28 protein-coding genes are annotated in these 26,258 nt (G+C 72.7%); 16 read left to right on the forward strand and 12 right to left on the reverse strand.

The genetic code is table 11. From position 1 onward, the window contains the following. Positions 1–16: 16 nt before the first annotated feature. Positions 17–1,096 carry a DNA integrity scanning diadenylate cyclase DisA gene (gene disA, locus HNR19_RS00960; RefSeq protein ID WP_343046990.1) on the reverse strand — a complete coding sequence of 360 codons (1,080 nt, stop codon included), beginning with the start codon at positions 1,094–1,096 and terminating at the stop codon, positions 17–19. A 78-nt stretch (positions 1,097–1,174) separates the two neighbouring features. Then, positions 1,175–2,623 carry a DNA repair protein RadA gene (radA, locus tag HNR19_RS00965; protein ID WP_179666134.1) on the reverse strand — a complete coding sequence of 483 codons (1,449 nt, stop codon included), beginning with the start codon at positions 2,621–2,623 and terminating at the stop codon, positions 1,175–1,177. 106 nt (positions 2,624–2,729) lie between these two features. Between radA and HNR19_RS00970 the strand changes: the two genes are divergently transcribed. Then, positions 2,730–3,980, forward strand: a complete 1,251-nt coding sequence (locus HNR19_RS00970) for an MFS transporter (RefSeq protein ID WP_179666135.1) — start codon at positions 2,730–2,732, stop codon at positions 3,978–3,980. A 32-nt stretch (positions 3,981–4,012) separates the two neighbouring features. Continuing rightward, the gene (locus HNR19_RS00975) at positions 4,013–5,056 is read left to right on the forward strand and encodes a substrate-binding domain-containing protein (RefSeq protein ID WP_179666136.1); all 1,044 of its coding nucleotides are present in this window, start codon (positions 4,013–4,015) and stop codon (positions 5,054–5,056) included. Here HNR19_RS00975 and HNR19_RS00980 read toward each other — a convergent pair. The 3 genes from HNR19_RS00980 to HNR19_RS00990 all read right to left on the reverse strand — a co-directional run bounded on the left by HNR19_RS00980 (position 5,053) and on the right by HNR19_RS00990 (position 7,247). After that, complete coding sequence (locus tag HNR19_RS00980) at positions 5,053–5,643, reverse strand: class I SAM-dependent methyltransferase (protein ID WP_246303457.1); 591 nt, start codon at positions 5,641–5,643, stop codon at positions 5,053–5,055. The genes HNR19_RS00975 and HNR19_RS00980 overlap by 4 nt on opposite strands. A 107-nt stretch (positions 5,644–5,750) precedes the next feature. Next, a complete protein-coding gene (locus HNR19_RS00985; RefSeq protein ID WP_179666137.1) occupies positions 5,751–6,389 on the reverse strand; it encodes a VOC family protein in 639 nt (212 codons plus the stop codon). Between the two features lie 90 nt (positions 6,390–6,479). Then, positions 6,480–7,247, reverse strand: coding sequence for a DUF3109 family protein (locus HNR19_RS00990; RefSeq protein ID WP_179666138.1), 768 nt, complete (start codon positions 7,245–7,247; stop codon positions 6,480–6,482). 55 nt (positions 7,248–7,302) lie between these two features. Here HNR19_RS00990 and HNR19_RS00995 point away from each other — a divergent pair, with 55 nt between their 5' ends. The 3 genes from HNR19_RS00995 to HNR19_RS23060 are packed head-to-tail and all read left to right on the forward strand — an operon-like array spanning position 7,303 to position 9,672. Beyond that, positions 7,303–8,241 (forward strand): Ppx/GppA family phosphatase, encoded by a 939-nt coding sequence (locus HNR19_RS00995; protein ID WP_179666139.1) that lies wholly within the window; start codon positions 7,303–7,305, stop codon positions 8,239–8,241. Between the two features lie 7 nt (positions 8,242–8,248). Beyond that, a complete protein-coding gene (locus tag HNR19_RS01000) occupies positions 8,249–9,076 on the forward strand; it encodes a sugar phosphate isomerase/epimerase family protein (protein WP_179666140.1) in 828 nt (275 codons plus the stop codon). Further along, positions 9,073–9,672, forward strand: coding sequence for a TetR/AcrR family transcriptional regulator (locus HNR19_RS23060; protein WP_179666141.1), 600 nt, complete (start codon positions 9,073–9,075; stop codon positions 9,670–9,672). Before HNR19_RS01000 ends, HNR19_RS23060 begins: the two co-directional genes overlap by 4 nt. Here the strand turns inward: HNR19_RS23060 and HNR19_RS01010 are convergent. Beyond that, positions 9,666–10,877: a nuclear transport factor 2 family protein gene (locus tag HNR19_RS01010; protein WP_179666142.1), complete on the reverse strand. Its 1,212-nt coding sequence runs from the start codon at positions 10,875–10,877 to the stop codon at positions 9,666–9,668. The two genes, HNR19_RS23060 and HNR19_RS01010, sit on opposite strands and share 7 nt — an antisense overlap. A 95-nt stretch (positions 10,878–10,972) precedes the next feature. On the opposite strand from HNR19_RS01010, the gene HNR19_RS01015 reads away from it, so the two are divergent. From HNR19_RS01015 to HNR19_RS01025, 3 genes are read left to right on the forward strand one after another with little or no spacing between them, the layout of a single operon-like run. Further along, on the forward strand, positions 10,973–11,683 hold the full coding sequence (locus HNR19_RS01015; RefSeq protein ID WP_343046991.1) for an ABC transporter ATP-binding protein: 711 nt from the start codon (positions 10,973–10,975) through the stop codon (positions 11,681–11,683). Beyond that, on the forward strand, positions 11,680–12,414 hold the full coding sequence (locus HNR19_RS01020; protein WP_179666144.1) for an ABC transporter permease: 735 nt from the start codon (positions 11,680–11,682) through the stop codon (positions 12,412–12,414). The genes HNR19_RS01015 and HNR19_RS01020 overlap by 4 nt, the downstream gene beginning before the upstream one ends. Positions 12,415–12,463: 49 nt before the next feature. Further along, positions 12,464–13,414: a proline dehydrogenase family protein gene (locus HNR19_RS01025; RefSeq protein WP_179666145.1), complete on the forward strand. Its 951-nt coding sequence runs from the start codon at positions 12,464–12,466 to the stop codon at positions 13,412–13,414. Between the two features lie 6 nt (positions 13,415–13,420). Here the strand turns inward: HNR19_RS01025 and HNR19_RS01030 are convergent, their stop codons facing one another. Then, positions 13,421–13,807, reverse strand: a complete 387-nt coding sequence (locus HNR19_RS01030) for a hypothetical protein (protein WP_179666146.1) — start codon at positions 13,805–13,807, stop codon at positions 13,421–13,423. A gap of 87 nt (positions 13,808–13,894) precedes the next feature. Between HNR19_RS01030 and proC the strand changes: the two genes are divergently transcribed. After that, positions 13,895–14,695, forward strand: a complete 801-nt coding sequence (gene proC, locus HNR19_RS01035) for a pyrroline-5-carboxylate reductase (protein ID WP_179666147.1) — start codon at positions 13,895–13,897, stop codon at positions 14,693–14,695. Positions 14,696–14,759: 64 nt separating this feature from the next. Here the strand turns inward: proC and tuf are convergent, their stop codons facing one another. Together tuf and HNR19_RS01045 are read right to left on the reverse strand one after the other, a co-directional pair. After that, positions 14,760–15,947 carry an elongation factor Tu gene (gene tuf, locus HNR19_RS01040; protein WP_179666148.1) on the reverse strand — a complete coding sequence of 396 codons (1,188 nt, stop codon included), beginning with the start codon at positions 15,945–15,947 and terminating at the stop codon, positions 14,760–14,762. 269 nt (positions 15,948–16,216) lie between these two features. Next, positions 16,217–16,909, reverse strand: coding sequence for an HAD family hydrolase (locus HNR19_RS01045; RefSeq protein WP_179666149.1), 693 nt, complete (start codon positions 16,907–16,909; stop codon positions 16,217–16,219). 75 nt (positions 16,910–16,984) lie between these two features. On the opposite strand from HNR19_RS01045, the gene HNR19_RS01050 reads away from it, so the two are divergent. From HNR19_RS01050 to HNR19_RS01070, 5 genes are all read left to right on the forward strand, one after another. Beyond that, positions 16,985–18,175: an acetoin utilization protein AcuC gene (locus HNR19_RS01050; protein ID WP_343046992.1), complete on the forward strand. Its 1,191-nt coding sequence runs from the start codon at positions 16,985–16,987 to the stop codon at positions 18,173–18,175. A gap of 179 nt (positions 18,176–18,354) precedes the next feature. Continuing rightward, positions 18,355–18,570 (forward strand): helix-turn-helix domain-containing protein, encoded by a 216-nt coding sequence (locus tag HNR19_RS01055; RefSeq protein ID WP_179666150.1) that lies wholly within the window; start codon positions 18,355–18,357, stop codon positions 18,568–18,570. A gap of 145 nt (positions 18,571–18,715) precedes the next feature. Then, a complete protein-coding gene (locus tag HNR19_RS01060; protein ID WP_008356322.1) occupies positions 18,716–18,817 on the forward strand; it encodes a 30S ribosomal protein bS22 in 102 nt (33 codons plus the stop codon). A 30-nt stretch (positions 18,818–18,847) separates the two neighbouring features. After that, the gene (locus HNR19_RS01065; RefSeq protein WP_179666151.1) at positions 18,848–19,918 is read left to right on the forward strand and encodes an NAD-dependent epimerase/dehydratase family protein; all 1,071 of its coding nucleotides are present in this window, start codon (positions 18,848–18,850) and stop codon (positions 19,916–19,918) included. Further along, a complete protein-coding gene (locus tag HNR19_RS01070) occupies positions 19,911–21,107 on the forward strand; it encodes a lysophospholipid acyltransferase family protein (protein ID WP_179666152.1) in 1,197 nt (398 codons plus the stop codon). Before HNR19_RS01065 ends, HNR19_RS01070 begins: the two co-directional genes overlap by 8 nt. A gap of 51 nt (positions 21,108–21,158) precedes the next feature. Here HNR19_RS01070 and HNR19_RS01075 read toward each other — a convergent pair whose 3' ends face one another. The 3 genes from HNR19_RS01075 to HNR19_RS01085 form a co-directional block, all read right to left on the reverse strand. Continuing rightward, positions 21,159–22,316, reverse strand: a complete 1,158-nt coding sequence (locus tag HNR19_RS01075) for a DUF5667 domain-containing protein (RefSeq protein WP_179666153.1) — start codon at positions 22,314–22,316, stop codon at positions 21,159–21,161. 130 nt (positions 22,317–22,446) lie between these two features. Beyond that, positions 22,447–23,235 carry a sigma-70 family RNA polymerase sigma factor gene (locus HNR19_RS01080; protein WP_179666154.1) on the reverse strand — a complete coding sequence of 263 codons (789 nt, stop codon included), beginning with the start codon at positions 23,233–23,235 and terminating at the stop codon, positions 22,447–22,449. Positions 23,236–23,334: 99 nt separating this feature from the next. Further along, positions 23,335–24,237, reverse strand: a complete 903-nt coding sequence (locus tag HNR19_RS01085; protein WP_179666155.1) for an HAD family hydrolase — start codon at positions 24,235–24,237, stop codon at positions 23,335–23,337. 53 nt (positions 24,238–24,290) lie between these two features. On the opposite strand from HNR19_RS01085, the gene HNR19_RS01090 reads away from it, so the two are divergent. After that, complete coding sequence (locus tag HNR19_RS01090; protein ID WP_179666156.1) at positions 24,291–25,847, forward strand: class I adenylate-forming enzyme family protein; 1,557 nt, start codon at positions 24,291–24,293, stop codon at positions 25,845–25,847. After that, a complete protein-coding gene (locus HNR19_RS01095) occupies positions 25,847–26,125 on the forward strand; it encodes a glutaredoxin family protein (protein WP_179666157.1) in 279 nt (92 codons plus the stop codon). Before HNR19_RS01090 ends, HNR19_RS01095 begins: the two co-directional genes overlap by 1 nt. Positions 26,126–26,258 lie beyond the last annotated feature (133 nt).

Genomic DNA, 26,258 nt, shown 5'->3' on the forward strand with positions numbered 1-26,258 from the left:
CGGGCGGTCCCTGGCCTCAGACGTACCGCTCCAGGATCGTCGACTCGGCCAGCCGCGACAGGCCCTCGCGCACGCTGCGCGCGCGCAGCTCGCCGACACCCTCGACGGCCTGGAGGTCGTCGATGCCGGCGGAGAGCAGCTTCTGCAGGGTGCCGAAGTGGTCGACCAGGCCCTCGACGACGACCGCGGGGAGCCGCGGCACCTTCGCGAGCAGGCGGTAGCCGCGCGGCGCGACCGCGCCGTCGAGGTGCTCACCGGTGCCGATGCCGAGGACGCGCGCGACCGAGGCGGGGTCGACGAGCTCGGTGGCCGAGAGCCCCTCGAGGCGGCCGAGGAGCTCGTCGGGCTCGCGACTGCGCTTGCGCGAGGGGACGTAGTCGCGGATGACCAGCTCGCGCTCGATGTCGACGCCGGTCACGAGCTCCTCGAGCTGGAGCGACAGCAGCCGGCCGTCGGTGCCGAGCTCGAGCACGTAGTCCTCGATCTCGCGGGCGATCCGGGTGACCATCTCGAGCCGCTGTGCGACCACGGCGACGTCGCGGACCGTGACGAGGTCCTCGATCTCGAGCGCGGACAGCGTCGAGGAGACCTCGTCGAGCCGCAGCTTGTAGCGCTCGAGGGTCGCGAGCGCCTGGTTGGCGCGGGACAGGATCTGCCCGGAGTCCTCGAGCACGTGGCGGATCTCGCCGACGTACGCCGCGATGATCTGCATCGACTGGGACACCGAGATCACCGGGAAGCCGGTCTGGCGCGCGACCCGGTCGGCGGTGCGGTGCCGGGTGCCGGTCTCCTCCGACGGGATGGTGTGGTCGGGCATCAGGTGCACGGCGGCGCGGATGATCCGCGTGAGGTCGCGGTCGACGATGATCGCGCCGTCCATCTTGGCCAGCTCGCGGAGCCCGGTGGCGGTGAACGGTACGTCGAGCTCGAACCCGCCGGTCGAGATGCCGTCGACGATCTTGTCCCGGCCGAGCACGATCAGGGCGCCGGTGCGGCCGCGGAGGATCCGCTCGAGGCCGTCGCGAAGCGCGGTGCCGGGCGCGATCAGCGCGAGCGTCTCGCGGAGCCGGGCGTCATCCGGCCGCTCGGTCACCACTGCAGTCTCACTCCTCGGCTCGCGGGGCGCTCGACACGCCTCCGGCGTAACCCTAAGCCACGGGGTGTCCCGCTCGGGTCACCTGTCCTCGACAGCGGTGAGCGGGCGCTGGCCGCGACGATGGACGTCGAGCACCTCGAGCGCGGTGGTGATGTCGGGGACCTCGATGACGCTCATGCCGTCGACCACCCGGCCGGTGCGCACGCGGTGCGGCCCGCTGCGCGCCTCGGCGTCGGCCGGGACGACGGCGGTGGTGAAGCCCAGGCGTGCCGCCTCGGCCAGCCGGAGCTCCAGGTCACGGACCCGCCGCAGCTCGCCCGACAGGCCGATCTCGCCGAGCGCGACGACTCCCGCGGGCGCCGGCGCTCCGGAGTCGGCCGACGCGAGCGCGATCGCCAGGGGCAGGTCGGTGGCGGGGTCGACGAGCCGGGCGCCGCCGACGGTGGACGCGAACACGTCGCGCTTGTGGAGGGGCACGCCCGCGTGACGCTGCAGCACGGCCAGCACCAGGGCGAGCCGGGACCCGTCCAGGCCCGAGGTGGTACGGCGCACGCGGTCCTCCCCGGCAGGGACGGTCACCAGTGCCTGCACCTCTGCCAGCATCGGCCGGCGGCCCTCCATCGACACCGCGACGCAGGTGCCGGGCACGCGGGTGTGGTGCTGCTCGACGAAGATGCCGGTCGGGTCCTGCACCGCGGTGATGCCGTCGGCACCGAGGTCGAAGCAGCCGACCTCGTCGACCGGACCGAACCGGTTCTTGACCGCGCGGACCATCCGGAACCGCGAGTCGCGGTCGCCCTCGAAGTGGAGCACGACGTCGACGAGGTGCTCGAGCACCCGCGGGCCGGCGATCGAGCCGTCCTTGGTCACGTGGCCCACCATCACGACGGTGATGTCGCGGGTCTTGGCGACCCGCACGAGCGCGGCCGCGACCTCCTTGACCTGGGTGACGCCGCCGGGCACGCCGTCGACTCCGGACGCGCCGATCGTCTGCACCGAGTCGATGACGAGCAGCCTGGGTCGCACCTCCTCGACGTGGGTGAGGACCGCGCCGAGATCGGTCTCGGCCGCGAGGTAGAGCTGGTCTTGCACCGCGGAGGTGCGGTCGGCGCGCAGCCGGACCTGCGCCGCGGACTCTTCGCCGGTGACGTAGAGGGTGCGCTGGGCCCGGCGGGCGGTGCTGGCCGCCACCTCGAGCAGCAGCGTCGACTTCCCGACGCCCGGCTCACCGGCCAGCAGCACGGCGGCGCCCGGCACCAGACCGCCGCCGAGGACGCGGTCGAGCTCGGGCACGCCGGACGAGTGGTGGACGGCCTGCTCGGCGGAGACCTGGCCGATCGGCACCGCCGGTCGGGTCACCGGCGCCGCCTGGGTGCGGCCGGTGGGCTCGCTCGCCGCGGCCTCCGCGACGGCGCCCCACGCCTGGCACTCGCCGCAGCGGCCCACCCACTTCGCGGTCGTCCAGCCGCACTCGCTGCACCGGTAGGTCGCGCGCGTGCGGTTCGATCGGGTGTTCGAAGACGCCATGGACGTGACGTTAGAGGATCGGCCCGACACAGTGGCGCAGGCGGCGCCGTACGCCCTGGGCAGAACCGGTCGTGATCGAGCGGCCGCGTTGGCTAACGTCCGCCAGGTGACGCTGCGCGACCACGCCTCGGCCCTCCGGGTGGCGAACTTCCGCTGGTTCTTCGCGGGCGAGATGGTCAACGCGGCGGGCACGTCGATGTCGCCGATCGCACTGGCGTTCGCCGTCCTCGCGATCACCGACTCCGCCTCGGCGCTCGGCCTCGTGATCGCGGCGTGGACCGTGCCGATGGTTGCGTTCATGATGATCGGCGGGGCGATCGCCGACCGGCTGCCGCGGGGCGCGGTGCTCCGCGGCGCCAACGTCGTCCAGGCGCTGCTGCAGGGCGCCACGGCCGCCCTCGTGCTGACCGACGTGGCCGAGATCTGGCACCTCGCGGCGCTCCAGTTCCTCAGCGGTACGGCGTTCGCGGTCAGCTATCCGGCGTTCCACGGGATGGTGCCGGTGCTGTTGCCCGAGTCCGAGCGCAAGTCGGCTTACCTGCTGATCGGCCAGACCGAGAGCCTGCTCAGCATCTTCGGCCCCGCCCTGTCGGGCGTGCTGGTGGCGACCGTCGGGCCGGGCTGGGCGATCGCCGTCGACGCCGGGACCTACCTCGCGGCCGCGGGCTTCCTCGGCCTGATGCGGATCCCCGTCGGCGCCCGCCCGGACAAGCAGGACAGCGTGCTTGGCGACCTGCGGGCCGGCTGGTCGTTCGTGCGCGCTCTCGGCTGGGTGCTGCCGGTGGCCACCTGCTCGCTGATCTTCAACGCCGCGATCAGCGGCGCTCTCGGCGTGCTCGGGCCGGCGATCGCCGAGGACACCATCGGCTCGTCGGGGTGGGGCATCGCGCGCGCCGCCCAGGCGGCGGGCATCTTCCTGTTCGCCTTCGTGCTCGCGCGGATGACCCTGAGGCGGCCGCTGCGCGCCTGCGTCATCGGGTTCACCGCCAGCGCCGCGCCCATGCTGGTGCTCGGCACCTGGGTCGACACGGTGGTGCTGGCGGCGGCGTTCCTCCTCGCCGGGGCGGGGCTCGCCGTCGTCAACCTCGCCTGGAGCCTCACCGTGCAGGAGAAGGTGCCGGAGGACATGCTGTCGCGGGTGATGTCCGTCGACGGCTTCTTCTCCTTCGTCGCGATGCCGATCGGTCAGCTCGTCGTGGGACCGCTGGCGATCGCGTTCGGGCTGGGGCGGGTCGAGATCGGCGCCGCCGTGCTCTGCGTCCTGGTCGGCATCATCGGCGCGACCCGGCCCGCGATCGCGGGGGTCACCCTCAAGCCCGCGGACCCGGGCGGCGAGCCAACATCGGCATCTCCGTGAGGCGCGGACCGCGGCCGCCGTACGCTTGACCGGTGAGCGACACACCCCCGCTGCCGCCCACGCTCGCTGACGTCGCCGAGCGGGCCGGGGTCTCCCGGCAGACGGTCTCGAACGCGATCAACAGCCCGCAGCTGCTGCGCCCCGACACCCTCAGCCGCGTCCAGGACGCGATCGAGGAGCTCGGCTACACGCCCAACCGGGCCGCCCGGCACCTGCGCACCGGCTCCTCGCGACTGATCGGGCTGCGGATGCCGGCCGCCCAGGAGTACACCGCCAACGCCGCGATGGACCGCTTCATCCACGCGCTCGTCGAGGCCTCGCGCACCGCCGGCTACCACGTGCTGCTGTTCTCGGGCGGGCAGCAGGTCGAGGGGGTGCGGCCCGACCCGCTCGCCGGCTACGACGCGCTGCTCCGGTCGACGGCGGTGGACGCCTTCGTCGTGACCGACACCTACCTCGGCAACCCGCAGGCGGCCTGGCTCTCCGAGCGGCGGGCGCCGTTCGTCGCGTTCGGGCGCCCCTGGGGCGACGCGGCCGCCGCGCACCCGTGGGTCGACGTCGACGGCGCCGCCGGGGTCCGCGCGGCCACCGAGCACGTGCTCGACCGTGGCTACGAGCGCGTGGCCTGGCTCGGCTGGCGCCCGGACTTCCACCTCGGTGAGGACCGGCGCTCGGGCTGGGAGCAGGCGATGGCCGCTCGGGGCGGGTACGACGGCGCCCTCGCCGTACGCACCGACGACACCGTGCACGCCGGCATGACCGCCGCCGCCGAGCTGCTCGACGGCCCGCGCCCCGACGCGTTCGTCTGCGCGTCCGACACGCTCGCGATCGGCGTGCTGCACACCCTCGCCCAGCGCGGCCTCTACCCCGGCCGCGACATCGGCGTCGTCGGCTTCGACGACTCGCAGGTCGCGCAGGTCGTGCCGCCCGGCCTCACCTCGGTGCGCCAGCCGCTCGAGCAGGCCGCGATCGAGCTGGTCCGTGCGCTGCGGGCGCTGCTCGCGCACGAGCCGTACGACGGCGGCGGGGTGCTGCTGGCCCCGACCCTCGCGGTCCGCGGCTCGACCGCGCGCTAGAAGCGCTTCGACCAGAGGTTGACCGCGTAGTCGACCTCGGTGCCCTCGTGGAGTCGCAGCACCTGCTCGGCGGTCGTCCTCGGGAGCTCGATCCGGACGACGGCCTCGAGGTCCGCGCGCGACGCGAAGCGCCAGCCCATGTCGACCGGGGTGCGGGTCCACCCGTGGGTCGACCAGAACTGCTCGATGACCGCGGGGGAGTCTAGGTGCGGGAACCCGCGCCGGAACCAGGCGCCGAACGTCGATCGCGAGCCGTCGTTGTCGATGATCATCGCGGTGCCGCCGCGCCGTACGACCCGGTCCAGCTCGGCGAGGCCCGGCTCGCAGCCCGGCCCGAAGAAGTAGGCCCACCGCACGTGCACGACGTCGACGGACGCGTCCGGCAGCGGGATCTGCTGCGCCGTACCGGAGACCAGCTCCACGTTGTCGAGCCGGCGGGTACGGCGCTCGGCGAGCCGCAGCAGGTCGGGATGCGGCTCGACGCCGACCACCCGGCCGGCGGTCTCGGCGAACCGCGGCAGGTGGAAGCCGGTGCCGCAGCCGAGGTCGAGCACGGTGCGTCCCGACCAGTCGACGAGCGACGTCATGGCCGACCAGAGCCGGCCGTCGGGGTCGGCGGCGCGGTTCTCGATCTCGTACGTCGCCGGCGTCCGCCAGATGTTCGGGCTCTCGATGGCGCCCTTGGGGAGCCGGCTCAGATGCGGACGATCCCGTTCGGGGTCTGCACCTGGGCGGCGAGGATGCCCGGCGTGCCGTGCGGGGCGACCCACTCGACCTTGACGTCCTCGAGGGGGGCCTCTACGGTCTCGCCGAGCCACTCGCTGACCCGCTGCGGGTCGCCCGCGATCTCGATCCCGGCGAGGGAGAGCGAGCCGTCGGCGCCGGCCGACGGGTGCAGCGCCGCGTCGGTCTCCCACTCGATGAAGAACGGCAGCTGCGGGTCGGCGATCAGGCCGTTGACGCCGATCTGGCGCCAGCGGAGCTCGGTGCCGTCGGGGCGGTGCCGGCTGCCGATGGCCGCGGCGCGGCCGAGCCGCTCCTCGACGGGGGCGAGGTCGTCGACCGCGACGACCCAGCCGAGCCAGCCACCGCCGAGGGCGGAGCGCGCCTTGACGGCCTGGCCGAACGGCGCCTTGTCGGACGCCGGGTGGTCGAGCGCCGCGACGACCTCGATGTAGGTCCCGTCCGCGAGCGGCAGGATCATGTTGGTCGTGCCGAACCGCGGGTGCACCCCGCCGTCGATGAACTCGTGCCCGATCGCCTGGCCGAGGCGGGCTGCGGTAGCGGCGAGGCCGTCGGGTCCGGCGGCGTAGGAGAGGTGGTCCAGGCGCATGTCAGACATTGTCGACATATGACGGACGGCACTCGTCGCCGGGGTCGGGTTCTCTCGACATCAAGAGGTACGTCGCCGGGGAGCGGTGAGTTACCGCAATGGCCGGTCGGCGGGGTGGAGCGCCAGCGCCGACCGCGACCGCACGTGTGCCTCGCAGTGGCGCACCAGCTCGTCGTACGCCGGCTGGCCCATCAGCGCGACGAGCTCGGCCTCGTTGGTGACGTAGACCGGCTCGACGGCGACGTGCGCCTCGGTGTTGCCGGAGCAGTACCAGTCGAGGTCGTGCCCGCCCGGGCCCCAGCCGCGGCGGTCGTACTCGCCGATCGAGGTCTCCGTGTACGACGTGCCGTCCTGCCGCTCGACGGTGCGGAAGGTACGCCGGATCGGCAGCTGCCAACACACGTCGGGCTTGGTCTCGAGCGGGTTGCGCCCCTGCGCGAGGGCGAGCGCGTGGAGCGCGCAGCCCTGGCCGCCTGCGAAGCCCGGTCGGTTGGCGAAGACGCAGCCGCGCTGCCCGTCGACCTCGAGGGCCAGCGTCTTGCGCTCGCCGTCCTCGTCGACCTCGATCCAGTGCTTCTTCTTGATCTTCCCGCCGGGGTGGAGCTGCCACAGCTCCGGCGTGAGCTGCGCGACGAAGCCGGCGACGCGCTTCTCGTCGTCGTCATCGGCGAAGTGCGCGCCCAGCGTGCAGCAGCCGGTGTCGGGGGAGTCGGCGTAGATGCCCTTGCAGCCGGAGCCGAAGATGCAGGTGTAGGACGAGGTCAGCCAGGTGAGGTCGCAGCGCAGCACCTCGTCGGCGTCGTCGGGGTTGACGAACTCGACGAACGCTCGCGGGAAGTCCAGGGGCACCTCGGGCACAACGCAAACGGTACGGCGCGGGGCTACTCCTGACCGACGGCGGTACCGTTGAGGTATGCGTCTGGGCGTGCTCGACATCGGCTCCAACACCGGGCACCTGCTCGTCGTTGACGCCCACGACGGCGCCGCCCCGCTGCCGGCGTACTCGCACAAGCAGCCGCTGCGGCTCGCCGAGCACCTCGACGACCAGGGTGCGGTCACGGCGTCGGGCATCGCCGCGCTCACCGAGTTCTGCGCCGAGGCCCTCGTCGTCGCCGACGAGAAGGGCTGCGAGGAGATGCTGCCGTTCGCGACGTCGGCGGTGCGCGACTCGGCCAACTCCGACGAGGTGCTCGCCCACGTCCGCCGCGAGACCGGCGTCGCGCTCGAGGTGCTCTCCGGCGAGGACGAGGCCCGGCTGACGTTCCTCGCCGTACGGCGCTGGTTCGGCTGGTCCGCCGGCCGGCTGACCGTGTTCGACATCGGCGGCGGCTCGCTCGAGATCGCGGCCGGCACCGACGAGGCCCCCGACGTCGCGCAGTCGCTCCCGCTCGGCGCCGCCCGCCTCGCGCGCGCCCACTTCGAGGACGGCATCGACGAGCTCCAGCTCCGGGCGATCCGCAAGAAGATCCGCGCCGCGATCGCCAGGGACGCCGGCTACGTGCTGCGCGCCGGCGCCCCCAACGTCGCGGCGGCGACGTCCAAGACCTTCCGCTCGCTGGCGCGCATCTGCGGCGCGGCGCCGTCCGACCAGGGCCCCCTCGTCGAGCGGGTCCTCGCACTCGACGACCTGCGCGACTGGATCCCCAAGCTGGTGGGCATGTCCGCAGACGAGCTCGCCGACCTGCCCGGCGTCTCCCCGAGCCGCACCCACCAGATCGTGCCCGGCGCGCTGGTCGCCGAGGCCGTCATGGACATCTTCGACCTGAGCGAGCTGGAGATCTGCCCGTGGGCCCTCCGCGAGGGCGTCATCCTGGAGCGCATCGACAAGCTCGGCATCACCGACGAGGGCTGACGCCGGGATGTCCAGCCCAGGCCATCCGCGGCCCCGCATCGGACTCTCGACGGTCTCGGTCTATCCCGAGTCCACCGCCCACGCCTTCTCGTACGCCGCCCGCACCGGCTACGAAGCGGTCGAGGTGATGGTCGGGATCGACGCGCTCTCCCAGCAGGCGAGCGCGATCAAGCAGCTCTCCGACCACCACGACATGCCGGTCAGCGCGGTGCACGCGCCGTGCCTGCTCTTCACCCAGCGGGTCTGGGGCCTGGAGCCCTGGGGCAAGCTCGAGCGGTCGGCGGAGATGGCCCACGACGTGGGAGCCGAGGTCGTCGTCGTGCACCCGCCCTTCCGGTGGCAGCGCGACTACGCGCTCGGGTTCGTCGAGGGCATCGCCGCGCTGGAGGAGGCGACCGGCATCCGGTTCGCGGTCGAGAACATGTATCCCTGGCGGGCCTCCTCGCGCCGCAACCGCCGCAGCCTCGAGATGTACGTCCCCGGGTGGGACCCGTCCGACCACGAGTACGCCAACACCTGCATCGACCTCTCCCACGCGGCGATCGCGCACAGCGACGTGGTCGCGATGGCCGAGCGGCTCGGGCCGCGGCTGCGCCACATCCACCTCACCGACGGCACCGGCAGCGCGAAGGACGAGCACCTGGTGCCCGGCCGCGGCACCGTCGGCGCCGACGCGTTCCTGCGTCACCTGACCGCCTCCGGCTTCGACGGCGAGGTCGTGCTGGAGATCAACACCCGCCGCTGCCGCACGGTCGCCGAGCGGGAGGCCGATCTGCGCGAGTCCCTGGAGTTCGCGATCGAGCACCTGTCCGCCGTACCCGCCTCAGGGACATGAGTACGGCGCAGCGCCGGGGCAGGCGGCCCGGCAGCCCCGACACGCGCGCCGCCATCCTGTCCGCGGCGCGCGAGCACTTCGCGGCCGCCGGGTTCGGCGGCACGACGATCCGGGCCATCGCCGCTGACGCCGGCGTCGACGCGGCGCTGGTGCACCACTACTTCGGCTCGAAGGACGACCTGTTCGTCGCGGCACTGGCGCTGCCCGTCGACCCGCGCGAGCTGCTCACCACCGCGACCCTCGGTCCGGCCGAGCAGGCGGCCGAGCCGCTGCTGCGTACGTTCCTCTCGGTCTGGGACGACCCCGGGCTGCAGCCCGGCCTGCTCGCCACGGTCCGGCGCGTGCTCGAGCCCGGCGGCGACAAGCTGATCCGCGAGGGCTTCCTGCCGGTCGTGATCATCCCGATGGGGGAGCGGCTCGGCGTCGACCGCCCGGACCTGCGCATGCCGCTCGTCGCCAGCCAGGTCATCGGCCTGATCCTCGCCCGCTACGTGCTGCGCATCGAGCCGATCGCCTCGCTCGGCACCGACGAGCTGGTGGGGATCTACGGCCCGGTCGTCCAGCGCTACCTGACGGGTGACCTGCCGGTTCAGTGACGGTGGTAGACCTTGTTCGCGATCCGCCAGCCGTCGGCCGACCGGACGAGCAGGAACTGGTCGGTGAAGGTCGCCTCCCCGTGGAAGAGCTCCATCGACGCCATGGCGATGGTCCCGCTGACCGAGAGGCTGCGCAGCTCGCGCCGGCGCGCGTCCTCGTCTGGCGCCGGCGTTCCGTCGAACAGGCCGACGTACTCGTCGACCGTCCAGGACACGAACTCCCCGTCCCGCAGGCCCTCGATGTGGGCGCTGGGCAGGAACGCCTCGCGGAAGTGGGCCGGGTCGCCCGTGGCGTGGCCGCGCACGTAGGCACGGAGCGGCGCTGCGACCGCGGCGTCGACGCCGTCGGCCCACAGGAGCGTGCTCGAGGTCGGGGTCGGCGAGTAGTCGCGCCCCGGCCGGGCCACGCCGGCGATGTCGTTGGCGCCCAGGGTCCCGTCGTGGGCACTTCCTGACGCGGTCGCGTCGCGCAGGCGCTGGAGCACGGTCTGAGCGGCGGGCGTCTCCGCAGCCAGCAGCTCGATGTCCTTGTGCAGCGCGTCGATCGTGAAGTCGGCCGGCTCCTGGTTGCCGGACGCGATCCGGCCGCGCTTGCCCGCGACCAGCCCGCCCAGCGCCGTGTGCTGGAGCACGTCGAGCGCGACCTCCTGCGACAGCCCGAGCCCGACCGCCTGCTGGAGGCCGTCCCGGATCGCCAGGAGCGCGTTGGTCAGTGCTCCGTTGGCGAGCAGCTTCGCGCGGGCGGCGTCGCCGGGCGTTCCGACGCGGACGACCGTGCCGAGCGTCCCGAGCAGCTCGTCGACAGGGGGCTCGCCACCGGTCCCGGCGAGCACGACGAGCTTGCCCGCGAGCGCCGGCGCGACGGTGCCGACGACGGGCGCATGGACGTAGGTCCCTCCGGCGGCGTCGACGGACGCCGCGAGCTCCTCGGCCTCGGCCGCGCCGACGGTGCTGAGGTTGACGACCGTTCGCCCGGTCACCTCGACCTGGGCGAGCGCCTCACGACAGGCGGGGCCGTCGTACAGGACGAGCACGACCGTCCCTGCCGCGGCGACCGCCTCCTGTGCCGAGCCCGCGGGCTGCACGCCGTCGACGGTCGCGCCGGAGCGCGTCCAGCCGACGACCTCCCAGCCGGTGCCGGCGAGCCGCCGCGCGACCGCCCCTCCGAGGTTGCCGAGCCCGAGTACGGCGACGTCGCGTCCCATGCGGCGATCGTGTCCGCCGGTCCATCGCCAGGCAAGTGAATTGCTGATGACCGCGCTTGCATCACCGCGCGGACAAGCGCATTATTCAACACATGATGAATAACGCGATCGAGGGCTCGGCCCTGGTCGTCGTCCGCGGCGGCCGCGAGGTCCTGCACGGGCTCGACTTCTCGGTGCCCGCCGGCGAGGTGACCGGCCTGCTCGGCCCGTCCGGGTGCGGGAAGTCGACGTTGATGCGCGCGATCGTCGGCGTCCAGGCCGGCGTCACCGGCACGCTCACGGTCTTCGGCGAGCCCGCCGGATCGGCGTCGCTGCGGAGCCGGATCGGCTACGTCACCCAGGCGCCCAGCGTGTACGACGACCTCAGCGTCACCGAGAACCTCGCGTTCTTCGCCCGCGTGCTCGGCGTGGGCAGGGACGAGGTGGATCGGTGCGTCGATGCCGTCGACCTGCGCAGCCACGCCGACCAGGTCGTCGCCAACCTCAGCGGCGGCCAGCGCTCCCGCGCGAGCCTGGCGGTTGCGCTGCTCGGCAGTCCCGACCTGCTCGTGCTCGACGAGCCGACCGTCGGCCTCGATCCGGTTCTCCGCGAGGAGCTGTGGGGCATGTTCCACCGGCTCGCGGAGGCCGGCGCCGCCGTCCTCGTGTCGAGCCACGTCATGGACGAGGCCGAGCGCTGCGACCGGCTGCTGCTCATGCGCGACGGGGTCTTCCTCGCCGACGGCACGCCTGCCGAGATCAAGGAGAAGGCCGGCGTCGACGACGTCGAGCAGGCGTTCCTCGCCATCGTGAAGGGAGCGGCATGAACCTCCGGACCACCCTCGCCGTCGCCGCCCGCGTGCTGACTCAGCTGCGCCGCGACCACCGCACCCTGGCAATGCTGCTGGTGCTGCCGTGCCTGCTGATCAGCCTGCTGTGGTGGATGTTCGACGCCACGCCGGTCGTTTTCGACCGCCTCGGGCCGGCGCTGCTGGCGGTCTTCCCGTTCTTCGTCATGTTTCTCGTGACGAGCGTGACGACGCTGCGCGAGCGCTCGGGAGGCACCCTCGAGCGGCTGCTCGCGATGCCGATGGGCAAGTTCGACTTCCTCCTCGGCTACGCCCTCGCGTTCGGGCTCGTCGCCGCCGTGCAGGCCGCGCTCGCGGTGGGCATCAGCGTCGGCCTGCTCGACCTCGACGTCAGCGGCCCGGTCTGGCTGCTCGGCGTCGTCGCCGTGGTCGACGCGGTGCTCGGCACCGCGCTCGGGCTGTTCGTGTCGGCGTTCGCGCGCACCGAGTTCCAGGCCGTGCAGTTCCTGCCCGCGGTCGTGGTGCCGCAGATCCTGCTGTGCGGCCTCATCGTCCCGCGTGACCGGCTCCCCGACGTGCTCGACGCCGTCTCCGACGTGCTCCCGCTCTCCTACGCGGTGGACGCCATGGAGCGCCTCGCGTCGACCGCGAGCACCGGCGACGTGTGGGCCGACCTGGCGGTCATCACCTGCTTCGCGCTTGCTGCGCTGGCGCTGGGGGCGGCGACGCTGCGGCGGCGTACGGCGTAGTGCCACCTCGACTGCGCCGACTCCCGCTCGCTCACATAACGTGGGAGCCATGAGACCTCTCCGGGACGCACTGCTGCTGCTGTCACGCAGCGGCGCCGTCAAGCGCGTGGTGACGTCGATGCCGGTCTCCGCGGGGATCGTGCGCAGCTATGTGCCCGGCGAGACGGTCGACGACGTCGTCGAGGCCGTGGCCCGGCTGGCCGCCGACGGGCTGACTGCGACGATCGACTACCTCGGCGAGGACACCCTCGAGCTGGACCAGGCGGAAGCGACGGTCGCGGCCTACCGCGACCTGCTCGACCGGCTCTTTGCCCGCGACCTGACCAACGTCGCCGAGGTGAGCGTGAAGCTGACCGCCATCGGACTGCGCCTGAGCCACGACGACGCCCCGGGCGGCGGCTACAAGACCGCGCTCGAGAACGCGCGCGACATCTGCCGCGCGGCCCGCAACGCCGGCACCACGGTCACTCTCGACATGGAGGACCACACCGCCACCGACGAGACGCTGCGGATCCTGCGCGACCTGCGCAAGGACTTCCCCGAGACCGGCGCCGTGCTCCAGGCCTACCTGCACCGCACCGAGGCCGACTGCCGGGCGCTCGCCGGGGAGGGCTCGCGGGTGCGGCTCTGCAAGGGGGCGTACGACGAGCCGGCCGAGGTGGCCTTCACCGACGCCGACGAGGTCGACCGCTCCTACGTGCGCTGCCTGAAGGTGCTGCTCGGCGGCGAGGGCTATCCGATGATCGCGACCCACGACCCGCGGCTCATCGAGATCACCTCGTCGCTCGCGAGCCGCTACGGCCGCGCGCCCGGCAGCTACGAGTTCCAGATGCTCTACGGCATCCGGCCGCTGGAGCAGAAGCGCCTGGCCGACGCGGGGGAGACCGTCCGCGTCTACGTGCCGTACGGCGCGGAGTGGTACGGCTACCTCATGCGCAGGCTCGCCGAGCGCCCGCAGAACCTGACGTTCTTCGCGCGCTCGCTGATCTCGAAGAAGTAGCCCGGGTCAGATCCGCAGCCGGCCCCGACAGACCTCGCCCTTATGGGTCGCGCGGAACCGGAAGGTGTCGGTGCCGTCGGCGTTGTTCGTGCGCCGCTCGACCTCGAACGAGCCGCTCGGCGGCCGAGTGCGGGAGACGCCCCGGTCGACGACGTCGCCGTTGTGCCGGAGGACCCACTTCCAGCGCTGCCCGCGGCGGTTGGAATCGACCTCGGCCTCGACCTCCAGCCCGCCGTCGCGCGCCTTGGCCTGGAGCTCCCAGTCCGACCGGCCGGAGCAGGAGCCGTTGCGCTCGACCCCGTCGTCGCCGGCGTACGCCGGGACGCCACCCAGGAGCGGGGCGCCGGCGACGACCAGCGAGCAGAGTGCGAGCCGGATACTGGGCTGTTTCATGGGTCCGTCCCTTCTAGGGTCTACTGGTCACGAACATTCATCGGCGTGCGAGACACGTTCCCTGAGTTACCCGGAGAGATCCAGCAGATGCAGAAGACAGCCGTCATCGGCGCCGGCGTGATGGGCGAGACCCTGCTCTCCGGCCTGGTGCGCGCGGGCCGCCGCGTCGACGACCTCCTGGTCGGCGAGAAGCGCGCCGAGCGTGCCACCGAGCTCGAGGAGCGCTACGGCGTCACCGTCGTCTCCAACGTGGACGCGGCAGCCAAGGCCGACACGGTCGCGCTCGTCGTGAAGCCGCAGGACATGGCCGACGTGCTCGGCGAGATCGCCCCCTCGCTGCGGGCGGGGCAGCTGCTGGTCTCTCTCGCGGCCGGCATCACCACCGCATTCATCGAGTCCTACGTCCCTGAGGGCGTCGCCGTCGTCCGCGTCATGCCGAACACCCCGGCGCTCGTCGACCAGGGCATGTCGGCGATCTCCGCCGGCTCCCACTGCGACGAGGCCCACCTCGCCGAGGCCGAGTCGCTGATGGCCTCGGTCGGCCGCGTGGTGCGGGTGCCCGAGAAGCAGCAGGACGCCGTGACCGCCATCAGCGGATCCGGGCCCGCCTACGTGTTCTTCGTCGTGGAGTCGATGATCGAGGCCGGGGTCCACCTCGGCCTGCCCCGCGCGACCGCCCACGAGCTCGCCGTGCAGACCCTCGTCGGGTCCGCGGCGATGCTCAAGGAGACCGGCGAGCACCCGACGGTCCTGCGCGAGCAGGTCACCTCCCCGGGCGGTACGACGGCCGCGGCCCTCCGTGAGCTCGAGGTGCACCGCGTGCGCGCGGCCTTCCTCGCCGCGCTCGAGGCCGCCCGCGACCGCTCGCGGGAGCTGGCTGGGGGCTGACCCTCGCCTTGACAGACGACGGCGCCGGCCAGGTCCTCCTGGCCGGCGCCACGTCTGTTGCTGCTCAGTCGAGGGTCGCCTTCACGACGCCCGCGGCGACCGTGCGGTTGCCCTCACGGACCGCGAACCCCAGACCGGGCTCCATCGCCACCGGCTTGCCGAGCTCGACGGCCACCTCGACCGTGTCGCCCGGGTGCACCAGCTCGACCTCGCCGAGGTCGAAGCCCCCGGACACGTCGGACGTGCGGAAGTAGAACTGGGGCTTGTAGTCGGCGGCGAACGGCGTACGCCGCCCGCCCTCGGCCGCGGTCAGCGCGTGCAGGTCGGCGGTGAAGCGCGCGTGCGGCCGCACCGTGCCCGGCACGACCAGCACCTGGCCGCGCCGCACGTCCTGACGGCGGACGCCGCGGAGCAGCACGGCGGCGTTGTCGCCGGCCTCGACGGAGTCGAGCGTCTTGCCGAACGACTCCATCCCGGTGGCCACCGACGCCACCGTCGGGCCGAGCCCGACCAGCTCGACGGCGTCGCCGGCGCGCAGCCGGCCGCGCTCGACCGCGCCGGTGACGACCGTGCCGCGGCCGCTGATGGTCAGCACGCCCTCGACGGGCATCAGGAACGGCTCGTCGACGCTGCGCACCGGCGTCGGGACGTAGTCGTCGACGGCGGCGAGCAGCGAGCGGATCGAGTCCTGCCACCGCTCCTCACCCTCGAGGGCGCGCAGCGCCGACACCGGCACGACCGGTACGTCGTCGCCGGGGAAGCCGTACTCCGTCAGCAGGTCGCGGACCTCGAGCTCGACGAGGTCGAGCAGGTCGGGGTCGTCGACCGTGTCGGCCTTGTTGAGGGCGACGACGAGGTAGGGCACGCCGACGCGACGAGCGAGCAGGACGTGCTCGCGGGTCTGCGGCATCGCGCCGTCCTGCGCCGAGACCACCAGGATCGCGGCGTCGACCTGCGCGGCGCCGGTGATCATGTTCTTCACGTAGTCGGCGTGGCCTGGCATGTCGACATGGGCGTAGTGACGGGTCGCCGTCTCGTACTCCACGTGGGCGATGTTGATGGTGATCCCGCGCTCGACCTCCTCCGGCGCGCGGTCGATGCCGTCGAACGCCACGAACCGCGTCGCGCCCGGGTCGGTGTCGGAGAGCACCTTGGTGATCGCGGCGGTCAGCGTGGTCTTGCCGTGGTCGACGTGACCCATCGTCCCGATGTTGAGGTGCGGCTTGGTGCGGATGAACTGGCTCTTGGCCATGAGATTTCTTTCTGCAGTCAGTTGGGTGGACGTGCAGGACCCACGGACGGGACGACCCGCCCCCGTGGGGTCCTGCTGGCTGGCTGCAGGGGGAGGGTCAGCGTCGGGCTGAGGTGAGTGAGAACAGGTCCGCGCACACGTCGGCGCCCGGCAGGCGAAGGCCTGCCAGGTGAGCGCCGGGGGCGGTGATCATGCTCGTCACGTTAGGCACCAACACCGGAAGCCGCCACCGGATTCCGCGGGCTGCGGGCACCCGCTTCAGCAGACTCCTAGGTCCAGGCGAGCTCGGCGAGCGACCGGATCCGCCGTACGCCTGCGACGTCGGCCGGCCGCCGGTCGTAGCGCCCGTAGCGGTCGACGAGCACGCCCGCCAGCCCGGCGTCGGTCGCGCCGCGGACGTCGTGTCGCAGCGAGTCGCCCACCATCACGCACCGCTCCGGCGCGACCCCGATGGCCTCGCAGGCGGCGTGGAACGCGCGCGCGTCGGGCTTCGCCGCGGCCAGCGACGACGACGCCACCACGGGCACGCCGTAAGACCCGAGGCCGGTCCTGCGGACCTTCGTCTCCTGCACCGACTGCTCGCCGTTGGTCAGGATGCCGACCGGCAGCCCGGCGGCGAGGGCGGACTCGAGCGCCGCGGCCGCGTCGGCGAACGCCGACCAGGCTGCGCGATAGAAGCCGAGGTAGCCGGCGAAGGTGTCGTCGGCGACCGCGTCACGGGCGAGGTCCTGCTGCGGGAAGAACGCCCGGATCCGGGCGCGGCGGTGCTCGACGTGGCTGATCTCGCCGCGCTGGAACCGCTCGTGGTGGAGCGTCTCGAGCGCGAACCAGCGGTCGACCTGCTCCTCGATCTCGCCGTCGAGGCCGAGCGAGGCCAGCCAGGCGCGCACCCCCCGCTCGGCGGCGCTGCGGTGGTCGAACAGCGTGCCGTCGAGGTCGAACAGCACGCCCCCGGTCACCATGACGACAGTCTCGCAGCGACCGCCGACAACACAGGCACCGCCGTCGGCCGGCCGGACACCGGTAGCGTCGGTAGCGTGATCGCGTGCACAGGGCCGTCCACGGTCGTCTTCGACCCGACCCTGACGGAGTACGACTTCGGGCCCGATCACCCGATGACGCCGGTGCGGGTCGACCTGACCATGCGGCTCGCGACGGAGCTCGGCGTCGTCGGCGCCGGCGGGCTGGTCACCGTGGCCGCGCCGATGGCCTCCGACGACCTGCTGGCCACCGTCCACGAGCCCGAGCTGATCGACGCCGTCCAGCGGATGAGCGCGAAGCCCGGGCCGGGGGAGGAGCTGCGCGGCCTCGGCACCGACGACAACCCGGTGTTCGCCGGGATGCATCACGCCTCCGCGCACATCGTGGGCGCGAGCGTCGAGGCGTTCCGCCAGGTGTGGACCGGCGACAGCCTGCACAGCGCCAACATCACCGGCGGCCTGCACCACGCCATGCCCGACCGGGCCAGCGGCTTCTGCATCTACAACGACGTCGCGGTCGGCATCCGGTGGCTGCTCGACCAGGGCGCGGAGCGGGTGGCGTACGTCGACGTGGACGTGCACCACGGCGACGGGGTCGAGCGCATCTTCTGGGACGACCCGCGCGTGCTCACGATCTCCTTGCACGAGACCGGGCAGTTCCTGTTCCCGGGCACCGGGTTCCCCGCCGACACGGGCGGGCCCGACGCCGCCGGGAGTGCGGTCAACGTGGCCCTGCCGCCCGGTACGAGCGACTCCGGTTGGCTGCGCGCCTTCCACGCCGTCGTGCCGCCTCTGGTGCGCGAGTTCGCGCCCGACGTCCTCGTCACCCAGCACGGGTGCGACTCCCACGCCGACGACCCGCTCGCCCACCTGATGCTCAGCGTCGACGGCCAGCGCGAGGCCTACCTCGAGCTGCACGACCTCGCCCACGAGGCCGCGGGCGGCCGCTGGGTCGCGACCGGGGGCGGCGGCTACGCGGTCACCTCGGTCGTGCCGCGCGCCTGGACCCACCTCCTCGCCGCGGTCGCGGGCAGCCCGGTCGCCCTCGGGCAGCCGGTGCCCGAGGCGTGGCGCGAGCACGTCAGGTCGCGGTTCGGCGGTACGCCGCCGCGTCGGATGACCGACGAGCGCCCCGTCGGCTACCGGCGCTGGGAGGACGGCTACGACCCGGAGGCGTGGCTGGACCGGGCGATCAACGAGACCAGGATGGCCGTGTTCCCCCTCCACGGGCTCGATCCGCTGCCCTGACGCCGCCATGAGCGCGCCGTGACTGAGGCGTAGCGTCAAGACGACACGCCGTATTCACAGAAGTTCCTCTGGTGAATCTCTTCCCCATGAGTCACATCTGGCCCTATTCTCACGCCCAGGGCATCCGCCATTCACTGCTGGGGAAGGCGGTGACGGGTGCGCGGAAAGTGTGGTTGACCATGGCTCCCTCGTCGCGCGAGCGCTCCGAGTCGCTTCCGGACCCCAAGTTCCTGACCATCGCCGAGGTCGCGTCCATGATGCGCGTCTCGAAGATGACCGTCTACCGCCTGGTGCACGGCGGCGAGCTGCCCGCCGTCCGCGTGGGCCGCTCGTTCCGCGTGACCGAGGACGACGTCAACGACTACCTGCGCAAGAGCTTCTTCAACGCCGGCTGATCGACTGCCGGAGGTGGGAGGTTCCTCTCATCGTGAACGCTGATTCACCGGGGCCTCGCCTGCCCGGATAGGCTGTGCCGGTCACCCGTCCACCGTGGGCGGGACCAGCACGACCGCCGGCATCCGGCATATCGAGAGGTTACACGTGGGTTCTGTCATCAAGAAGCGGCGCAAGCGCATGGCCAAGAAGAAGCACCGCAAGCTTCTGAAGAAGACGCGGGTGCAGCGCCGCAAGCTCGGCAAGTGACCGACGCCAGGTCCTGACAGGCTCCTCGGGATGGCGGACGGTCGCACGGTCCTCGTGACCGGGGTCTCCCGTGACCTCGGTCGGACCTTCGCGCGCACCCTCGCCGCCGATCCTTCCGTCGACCGCGTCGTCGGCGTCGACGCCGTGCCGCCGCGCGGCGACATCGGCGACGTCACCTTCGTGCGCGCCGACATCCGCAACCCGGTGATCGCCAAGATCATCGACCGCGAGGACGTCGACACCGTCGTCCACATGAGCGTCATCGCGACGCCCGGCTCCGCGGGAGCACGGGGCACGATGAAGGAGCTCAACGTCATCGGCACCATGCAGCTGCTCGCTGCGTGCCAGAAGTCGCCGCGCGTGCGCAAGCTCGTGGTGAAGTCGACGACCACCGTCTACGGCTCCAGCAGCCGCGATCCCGCGATGTTCACCGAGGACATGGAGCCGCGGCGCGCGGCCCGCTCGGGCTACGCCAAGGACGTCGCCGAGGTCGAGGGCTACGTGCGCGGCTTCGCGCGCCGGCGCCCCGACGTGGTCGTCACCATGCTCCGCTGCGCCAACGTGATCGGTCCCCGGGTCGTGAGCCCGCTGACGTCGTACTTCCGGATGCCGGTCATCCCGACCGTGCTCGGCTTCGACCCGCGGCTCCAGTTCCTGCACGAGCACGACCTCAACCGCGCCCTGCGCCACGCCGTGCTCGAGGAGAGTCACGGCACGTTCAACGTCGCCGGTGACGGCATCATGCCGCTCTCGCAGGCGCTGCGCCGCCTCCAGCGGCCCGGCGTCCCCCTGCCGTCGATCGCGTTCGGCGGCCTCGGGTCGGCGCTGCGGTCGGCCCGCCTGGCCGACCTGTCGCCCGAGCTGATCTCGTTCCTCACCTTCGGGCGCGGGGTCGACACCACGCGGATGCGCACCGAGCTCGGTTTCGAGCCCCAGTACTCCACCGCCGAGGCGTTCTGCGAGTTCGCCAGCACGCTCACGCCGACCGGCGGCCACGCCGTCCGCATGCTCGACAGTGTCGCCGAGCGACTCCCCGAGCCGGAGGAGGCGCCGCTGCCCGGCGCACCCCGGCTGAGCATCGCAGGAGGCACCGATGGGTGAGCCCGAAGGCGCACAGATCATCCCGCTCGGCACGCGCGGTCGCCCCGGCCGCGGCACCGGCACGCGGCCGTCGGCCGCCGCCCGCGGCCTCGCGCCCCAGTCCCGGAAGGCCGCGCAGAAGCCGGCTGCCGACGTCGAGGGCACGGTCGTCGAGCCGTCGGAGGGCGTGGCGCCCGACGAGAGCACGGGCCGTGACACCTCGGAGGCCCGGCCCGGCGCGGAGACCGACGCGCCGGCCGCGGCCGGCGCGACCGACCCGCCGGCGATCCAGGTCTCCGACCGCGAGCCGAAGGGCGGGATCCCCGTCGGCGACCTGCTGATGGCCTTCCAGAGCGCCAGCCGTGAGATCTTCGGAGCCGACTGGGAGCCGCAGCTCGCCCGCTTCCTCGCGTTCCTGCGCCGGCGCCTCACCGGCGACTACGTCGTCGACGAGTACGGCTTCGACCGCGAGATCACCGAGCGGTTCTTCATGGCGGCGGTGCGGCCGATCGCGCAGAAGTGGTTCCGGATCGAGGTCCGCGGCGCGGAGAACATCCCGGCCGAGGGAGGTGCGCTGGTGGTCTCCAACCACTCGGGCACGATCCCGGTCGACGGGCTGATGACGATGGTGTCGATCCACGACCACGTCGGGCGTCACCTGCGGCCGCTCGGGGCCGACCTGGTGTTCAAGATGCCCGTCGTGGGCGCGGTCGCCCGCAAGGGTGGCGCGACGCTGGCGTGCAGCGAGGACGCCGAGCGGATGCTCCGTGACGGCGAGCTCGTCGGCGTGTGGCCGGAGGGCTTCAAGGGCATCGGCAAGCCGTTCTCCGAGCGCTACAAGCTCCAGCGGTTCGGGCGCGGCGGCTTCGTCTCGGCCGCGATCCGCACCGGGGTGCCGATCGTCCCGCTGTCGGTGGTCGGCGCGGAGGAGATCTATCCCCTCGTCGGCAACGTGCCGTCGCTCGCGCGACTGCTCGGGATCCCCTACATCCCGATCACGCCGCTCTTCCCGCTGCTCGGCCCGCTCGGCCTGGTGCCGCTCCCGTCGAAGTGGTACCTGGAGTTCGGCGAGCCGATCCGCACCGACGAGTACGACGCCGGCGCCGCCGACGACCCGATGCTGGTGTTCAACGTGACCGACCAGGTGCGGGAGACGATCCAGCAGACCCTCTACACGCTGCTGCGCGAGCGGACGTCGGTCTTCCGCTGACCGCGGGTCGAGCGGCCTGACGAGCGCGCCACGCGCTCGGTCCGGCAGGGCTCAGTTGCCGCCGAGCAGTCCGCCGAGCAGGCCGCCGACTCCGTCGACGACGTCGCCGACGAGGCCCTTGTCGTCCTCGGTGTCGTCGGGCTTCTTGCCGCCGTCCTTGTCGCCGCCGAGCAGGCCGTCGGTGATGTCGCCGATCGGGTCGTCGTCGGGCAGGTCGGTCGGGTCGTCGGCGTCGGGGAGGACCGTGTCCTCCTCGGTCGGCTGCTGCCTGCCACCGTTGTCGGAGCCGACGTTCTTGCGCGGCTCGTCGCGCCGCTGCTGCTGCGGCGGCTGCTGCTGGGCGGCGAGCTCGGCCGCCGCTGCGTCCTCGCTCACGCCGCTGAGGATGTCGGTGAGCGCGCGCGTGGCGAACTCGGGCAGGTCGGTGACCGTGCCGCCCTCGCAGGTCGGGCAGACCTGCTGCGCCGCACTGTCGACCTGGCGCACGGTCTGCGCGGCGGTGATCAGCGCCGGCCGGATCTCGTCGGGCAGGCGGTCGCCGAGGTCGGTGAGCTGGCCCATGCTCTCGTCGGCGAACGTGCGCACGTCCTGGAGCGACTTCTCGTCGCCGCTGGTCTCGAACTCGTCGATGGCCAGGGACGTCGCCTGGTTGGTCTGCTCGCTGAAGTCCTGGAGCGTCGAGGAGATCTCGTCGGCGACGTCGCCGTCGCGCTCGCTGAGCGCTTCGACCTCGACGAGCCGCTGCTGCGCGTGGGCGAGCAGGGTCTCGGCCTTGGCGGCCTCGTCGGACTGGAGGTTGGTCTGTGCGTTCTCGATGGCCCGCTTCATCGGGTAGAGCACGTCACCCGGCAGCGCGGCCTGCGAGGCCATCGCCATCGAGCCGGTGGCGGCGACCACGGCGAAGCCGCCCAGCAGGGTGGCGAGGCGACGCTCGTTGCGGCCGCGGGTCTGGGCCGGAGTGAGGCGGGCGACGAGCGCATCGTCGACGGGCCGGCGGGTGGCCGCCTGGACCGGCTGGGCGGCCGCCTCGGCGACCAGGCGCTCACGCAGGTCGGCGACGAACTCCGGGCGGGCGGTGACCTCGGGCACGGACCGCAGCGCACCGACGATCTCCAGCAGGTCGTCGAACGCGGGGTCGGCCGCGGGGCCCTTGCCGTCCCGGGCGCGGGACAGCTGGGCATCGAACTCGTCGGCGCGCCGACGGCTCACAAACCCGCCCGTCATGATTCCCGTCCCTGCTGTCGTGGTCCATCGATGTGATCGTTCAACGAGGCCCGGCCCGTGCAAGTTACGAACTTTGCCGTGTGATCGGTGATACGTGGAACGGTGCGCCGGATGCTCATCGCAGGCCCTCCGGCATCAGCTTGGCCAGGTTGCGCACGCCGCGCAGCTGGAGCTGCTTGATCGCACCGTCGCTGCGACCCAGGGAGGCGGCCGTCTCGGCGATGCTCATCCCCTGGAGGAAGCGCATCACGAGGCAGTCGCGCTGCTCGTTGGGCAGCTTGGTCAGCGCGTCGAGGAGGATCTCGTTGGTGAGCGACTGGAGCACCGCGTTCTCGGGGCCCTCGGTGGCGTCGTCGTGCTGGCCCATGTCCTCGGTGGTCAGCTCGAGGCGGGTGCGGCCGGCCTTGAAGTGGTCGGTCGCGAGGTTGCGCGCGATCGTCATCAGCCAGGCGCCGAAGTCCTTGCCCTGCCAGCGGAACGACGAGATGTTGCGCAGCGCCCGGAAGAACGTCTCGGAGGTCAGGTCCTCGGCGATCACGCTCGAGCGCGTGCGGTAGTAGAGGAACCGGTAGACCGACGACTGGTAATGGTCGTAGAGCATCCCGAACGCCTCGGCGTCGCCCTGCCGGGCGAGCTCGACCAGGCCGATCAGGCGCTCGCGCTCCTCGGGCGAGTCCTCCGAGGACGTCGCGAGCGGCGCGTCGCCGTACGGGCGCTGTCCCTCGGTGTCGAAGCTGTCGTCGACCTCGGTCAGCAGCCAGTGGCCGGGCGGCGTGGCGCCGGAGCCGGCACCACCGGTCGCGATCGCGAGCGGGGCCGGCGCGAAGGGGTCGCTGAGGAGGGACGCGACAGCGTCGCGAAGGGCATCGAACCCTCGCGCGACTTGCTCCCTCTCCCAGGTCATGGAGTGACCCCCCTTTGCTCCCCCGCACGGCATCCTAGGCGGGATCTCGCGCGTTGTGAACAAAACGGGAGAACCCGTCTACTGACGGGTAGCCAAGCCTCAGACGCCGAGGCGGCCTCCCAGCCGCCGGCGCAGCTGCCGCTTGGCCACCAGCCCCGCGACCGCCGCGCCCGACGCCGCGGAGCCGAGCACGAGCCCGGCCCGCGCGGCCTTCCGGCCGGTGCGGTAGTCGCGGATCCGCCAGCCGTGCTCGCGGGCGTGCGCCCGCAGCTTCGCGTCCGGGTTGATCGCGCACGGGTCGCCGACGAGGCTGAGCATCGGCAGGTCGTTGGCGGAGTCGGAGTACGCCGAGCAGCGGGCGAGGTCGAGTCCCTCGCGCTCGGCGAGCGCCTTGACCGCCTCGGCCTTCGCCGGGCCGTGCAGCATGTCGCCGACCAGCCGGCCCGTGTAGACGCCGTCGACGTGCTCGGCGACGGTGCCCAAGGCGCCGGTCAGGCCCAGGCGCCGCGCGATCAGGGTGGCGATCTCGATCGGGGCCGCGGTGACGAGCCACACCCGCTGGCCCTCGTCGAGGTGCATCTGGGCGAGGGCTCGGGTGCCGGGCCAGATCCGGTGGGCCATCGCCTCGTCGAAGATCTCCTCGCCGATCTCCTCCAGCTCGGCGACCGTGTGCCCGGCGATGAACGCGAGCGCCGAGTTGCGGGCCTCGGCGACGTGCTCGGGGTCCTCGACCCCGGCGATCCGGAAGTAGGCCTGCTTGTAGGCGGCGCCGACGATGTCCTTGGTGGTGAAGAACTTCCGGCGGTAGAGCCCGCGGGCGAGGTGGAAGATGCTCGCGCCCTGCATCACCGTGTTGTCCACGTCGAAGAACGCCGCGGCCGTGGGGTCGGACGGGTGGTCCAGCGCGGACTCGACCTCGGCCACGGCAGCCGCGGCCTCGCCGGCCAGCGTGGAGCGCTGCTTGAGGTTGAGCCGGCGACTCCGGTCCGATGGCGCGGCCATGAGGTCACCCTAGTGCGCCACCTCCCCCAGGCGCGCGGCCTAGGATCGCTCCTATGCCTGTCTCCGACGTCGCCGAGCTCGTGAGCGCGGCGGCCGCCGACGTGCCCGAGCGGCTGGCGGTCGTCGAGGCCGGTGGTCGCGGCCTCACCTGGGCCGAGCTCGACCACGAGGTGGACCTGGTCGCGAGCGGCCTCGGCGCCGCCGGGATCGTCGGCGGCCACCGGGTGATGATCGTGACCGGCAACCGGATCGAGTTCGTGACGACGTACCTCGGCGTGCTGCGCGCGCAGGCGGTCGCCGTACCCGTGAACCCGCAGTCCACGGCGGCCGAGCTGGCTCGGATGCTCGGCGACTCCGGGGCGCGGCTCGTCGTGGCCGACGCGTCCACGGTGTCCGTCGTGCGGGAGGCGGCGCAGGTGTCAGAGCAGCCCGTGCCCGTGGTTGTCGTCGGCGCACCGGCTCTGGACGGGGAGCTGTCGTACGACGGCCTCCGCGCCACCGCCGTTCGCGCGGTCCCGCCGATCCCGGACCCGGAGAAGCTCGCCGTCCTCCTCTACACCGGCGGCACCACCGGCGTCCCGCGCGGCGTGATGCTCACCCACCGCGCGCTGCTCGCCAACATCGAGCAGGTGGCGGCCGTCGAGCCGCCGATGATCCACCCCGACGACGTGGTGCTCGGCGTGCTGCCGCTCTTCCACGTCTACGGCCTCAACGCGGTGCTCGGCGGGGTGATCCGGCACCGCGCCAAGCTGGTGCTCACCGACCGGTTCGACCCCGAGGGCACGCTCAACCTGATCGAGGACGAGGCGTGCAGCGTGGTGCCCGTGGCGCCACCGGTCTTCGCGCACTGGCAGCACGTCGAGGCCCTCGCCGAGCGGCTCGGGCCGGTGCGGCTGGTGCTGTCCGGCTCCGCGCCGCTGTCGGCCGAGACGGTCACCTGGTTCAGCGAGCTCACCGGCATCCCCGTGCACCAGGGCTACGGCCTGACCGAGGCCGCGCCGGTGGTGACGAGCACGCTGTGCTCCGCCGACCCGCAGCCGGGGTCGGTCGGCGCCGCCCTCGGCGGCATCGAGCTGCGACTCGTCGACGAGGACGGGAGCCCGGTCCTGGGCGCCGCCGCCGACGACCCGGGCGAGATCCAGATCCGCGGCGGCAACCTGTTCACCGGCTACTGGCCCGACGGGGGCGGCGGACCCGACGGCGACGGCTGGTGGTCCACGGGCGACCTCGGCTTCCTCGACCCGGCCGGCGACCTGTTCCTGGTCGACCGCGTCAAGGAGCTGGTGATCGTGTCCGGCTTCAACGTCTACCCGACCGAGGTCGAGGCGGTGATCGAGGAGGTCCCCGGCGTCCGGCAGGCCGCGGTCATCGGCGTCCCGGACGAGACGACCGGCGAGGCGGTGGTGGCGTACGTCGTACCTGACGATCCCGGCGCCGACGCAGGCCGGGTCGCCGACGACGTACGCGCGCGGTGCGCCGACCAGCTCGCGCGGTTCAAGCACCCCGCGCGGATCGAGGTCGTCGAGACGCTGCCGCGCACCGTGACCGGCAAGGTGCAGAAGGGCCGGCTGCGCGGCGAGGAGCGCCGCCGCACGCTGGGGCTGATCTAGTGTCTCGTGACGATCGCGGGGAGGCCTCCTCGACAACCGGTCCCCGGGTCACGCTGTACTCCCGGCCGGGATGCCACCTCTGCGACGAGGCCCGGGCGGTGATCGAGGCCGTGTGCGCCGAGGTGGGGGAGTCCTACGAGGAGGTCTCGATCGTGGGCGACGCCGATCTCGAGCAGCGCTTCGCCAACGAGATCCCGGTGACGTTCGTCGACGGCCGGCAGCACGACTTCTGGCGGGTGAGTCCGGTGCGGCTGCGGGCCGCGCTGCGCGGCCGCTGATCCTTCCGGCGCGCACGGCTCGCGCTGGTGTGTTGGGGGGCGTTGATCGGATCTCGATACGACTCCGGTCACCCCGTCGCTGGCGCTCCGGGGTGACCTTCGTCTACTCGATCTCCTCGGCCGAGCGGGCCGT

The organism is Nocardioides thalensis (genome assembly GCF_013410655.1).
Taxonomy (GTDB): Bacteria; Actinomycetota; Actinomycetes; order Propionibacteriales; family Nocardioidaceae; genus Nocardioides; species Nocardioides thalensis.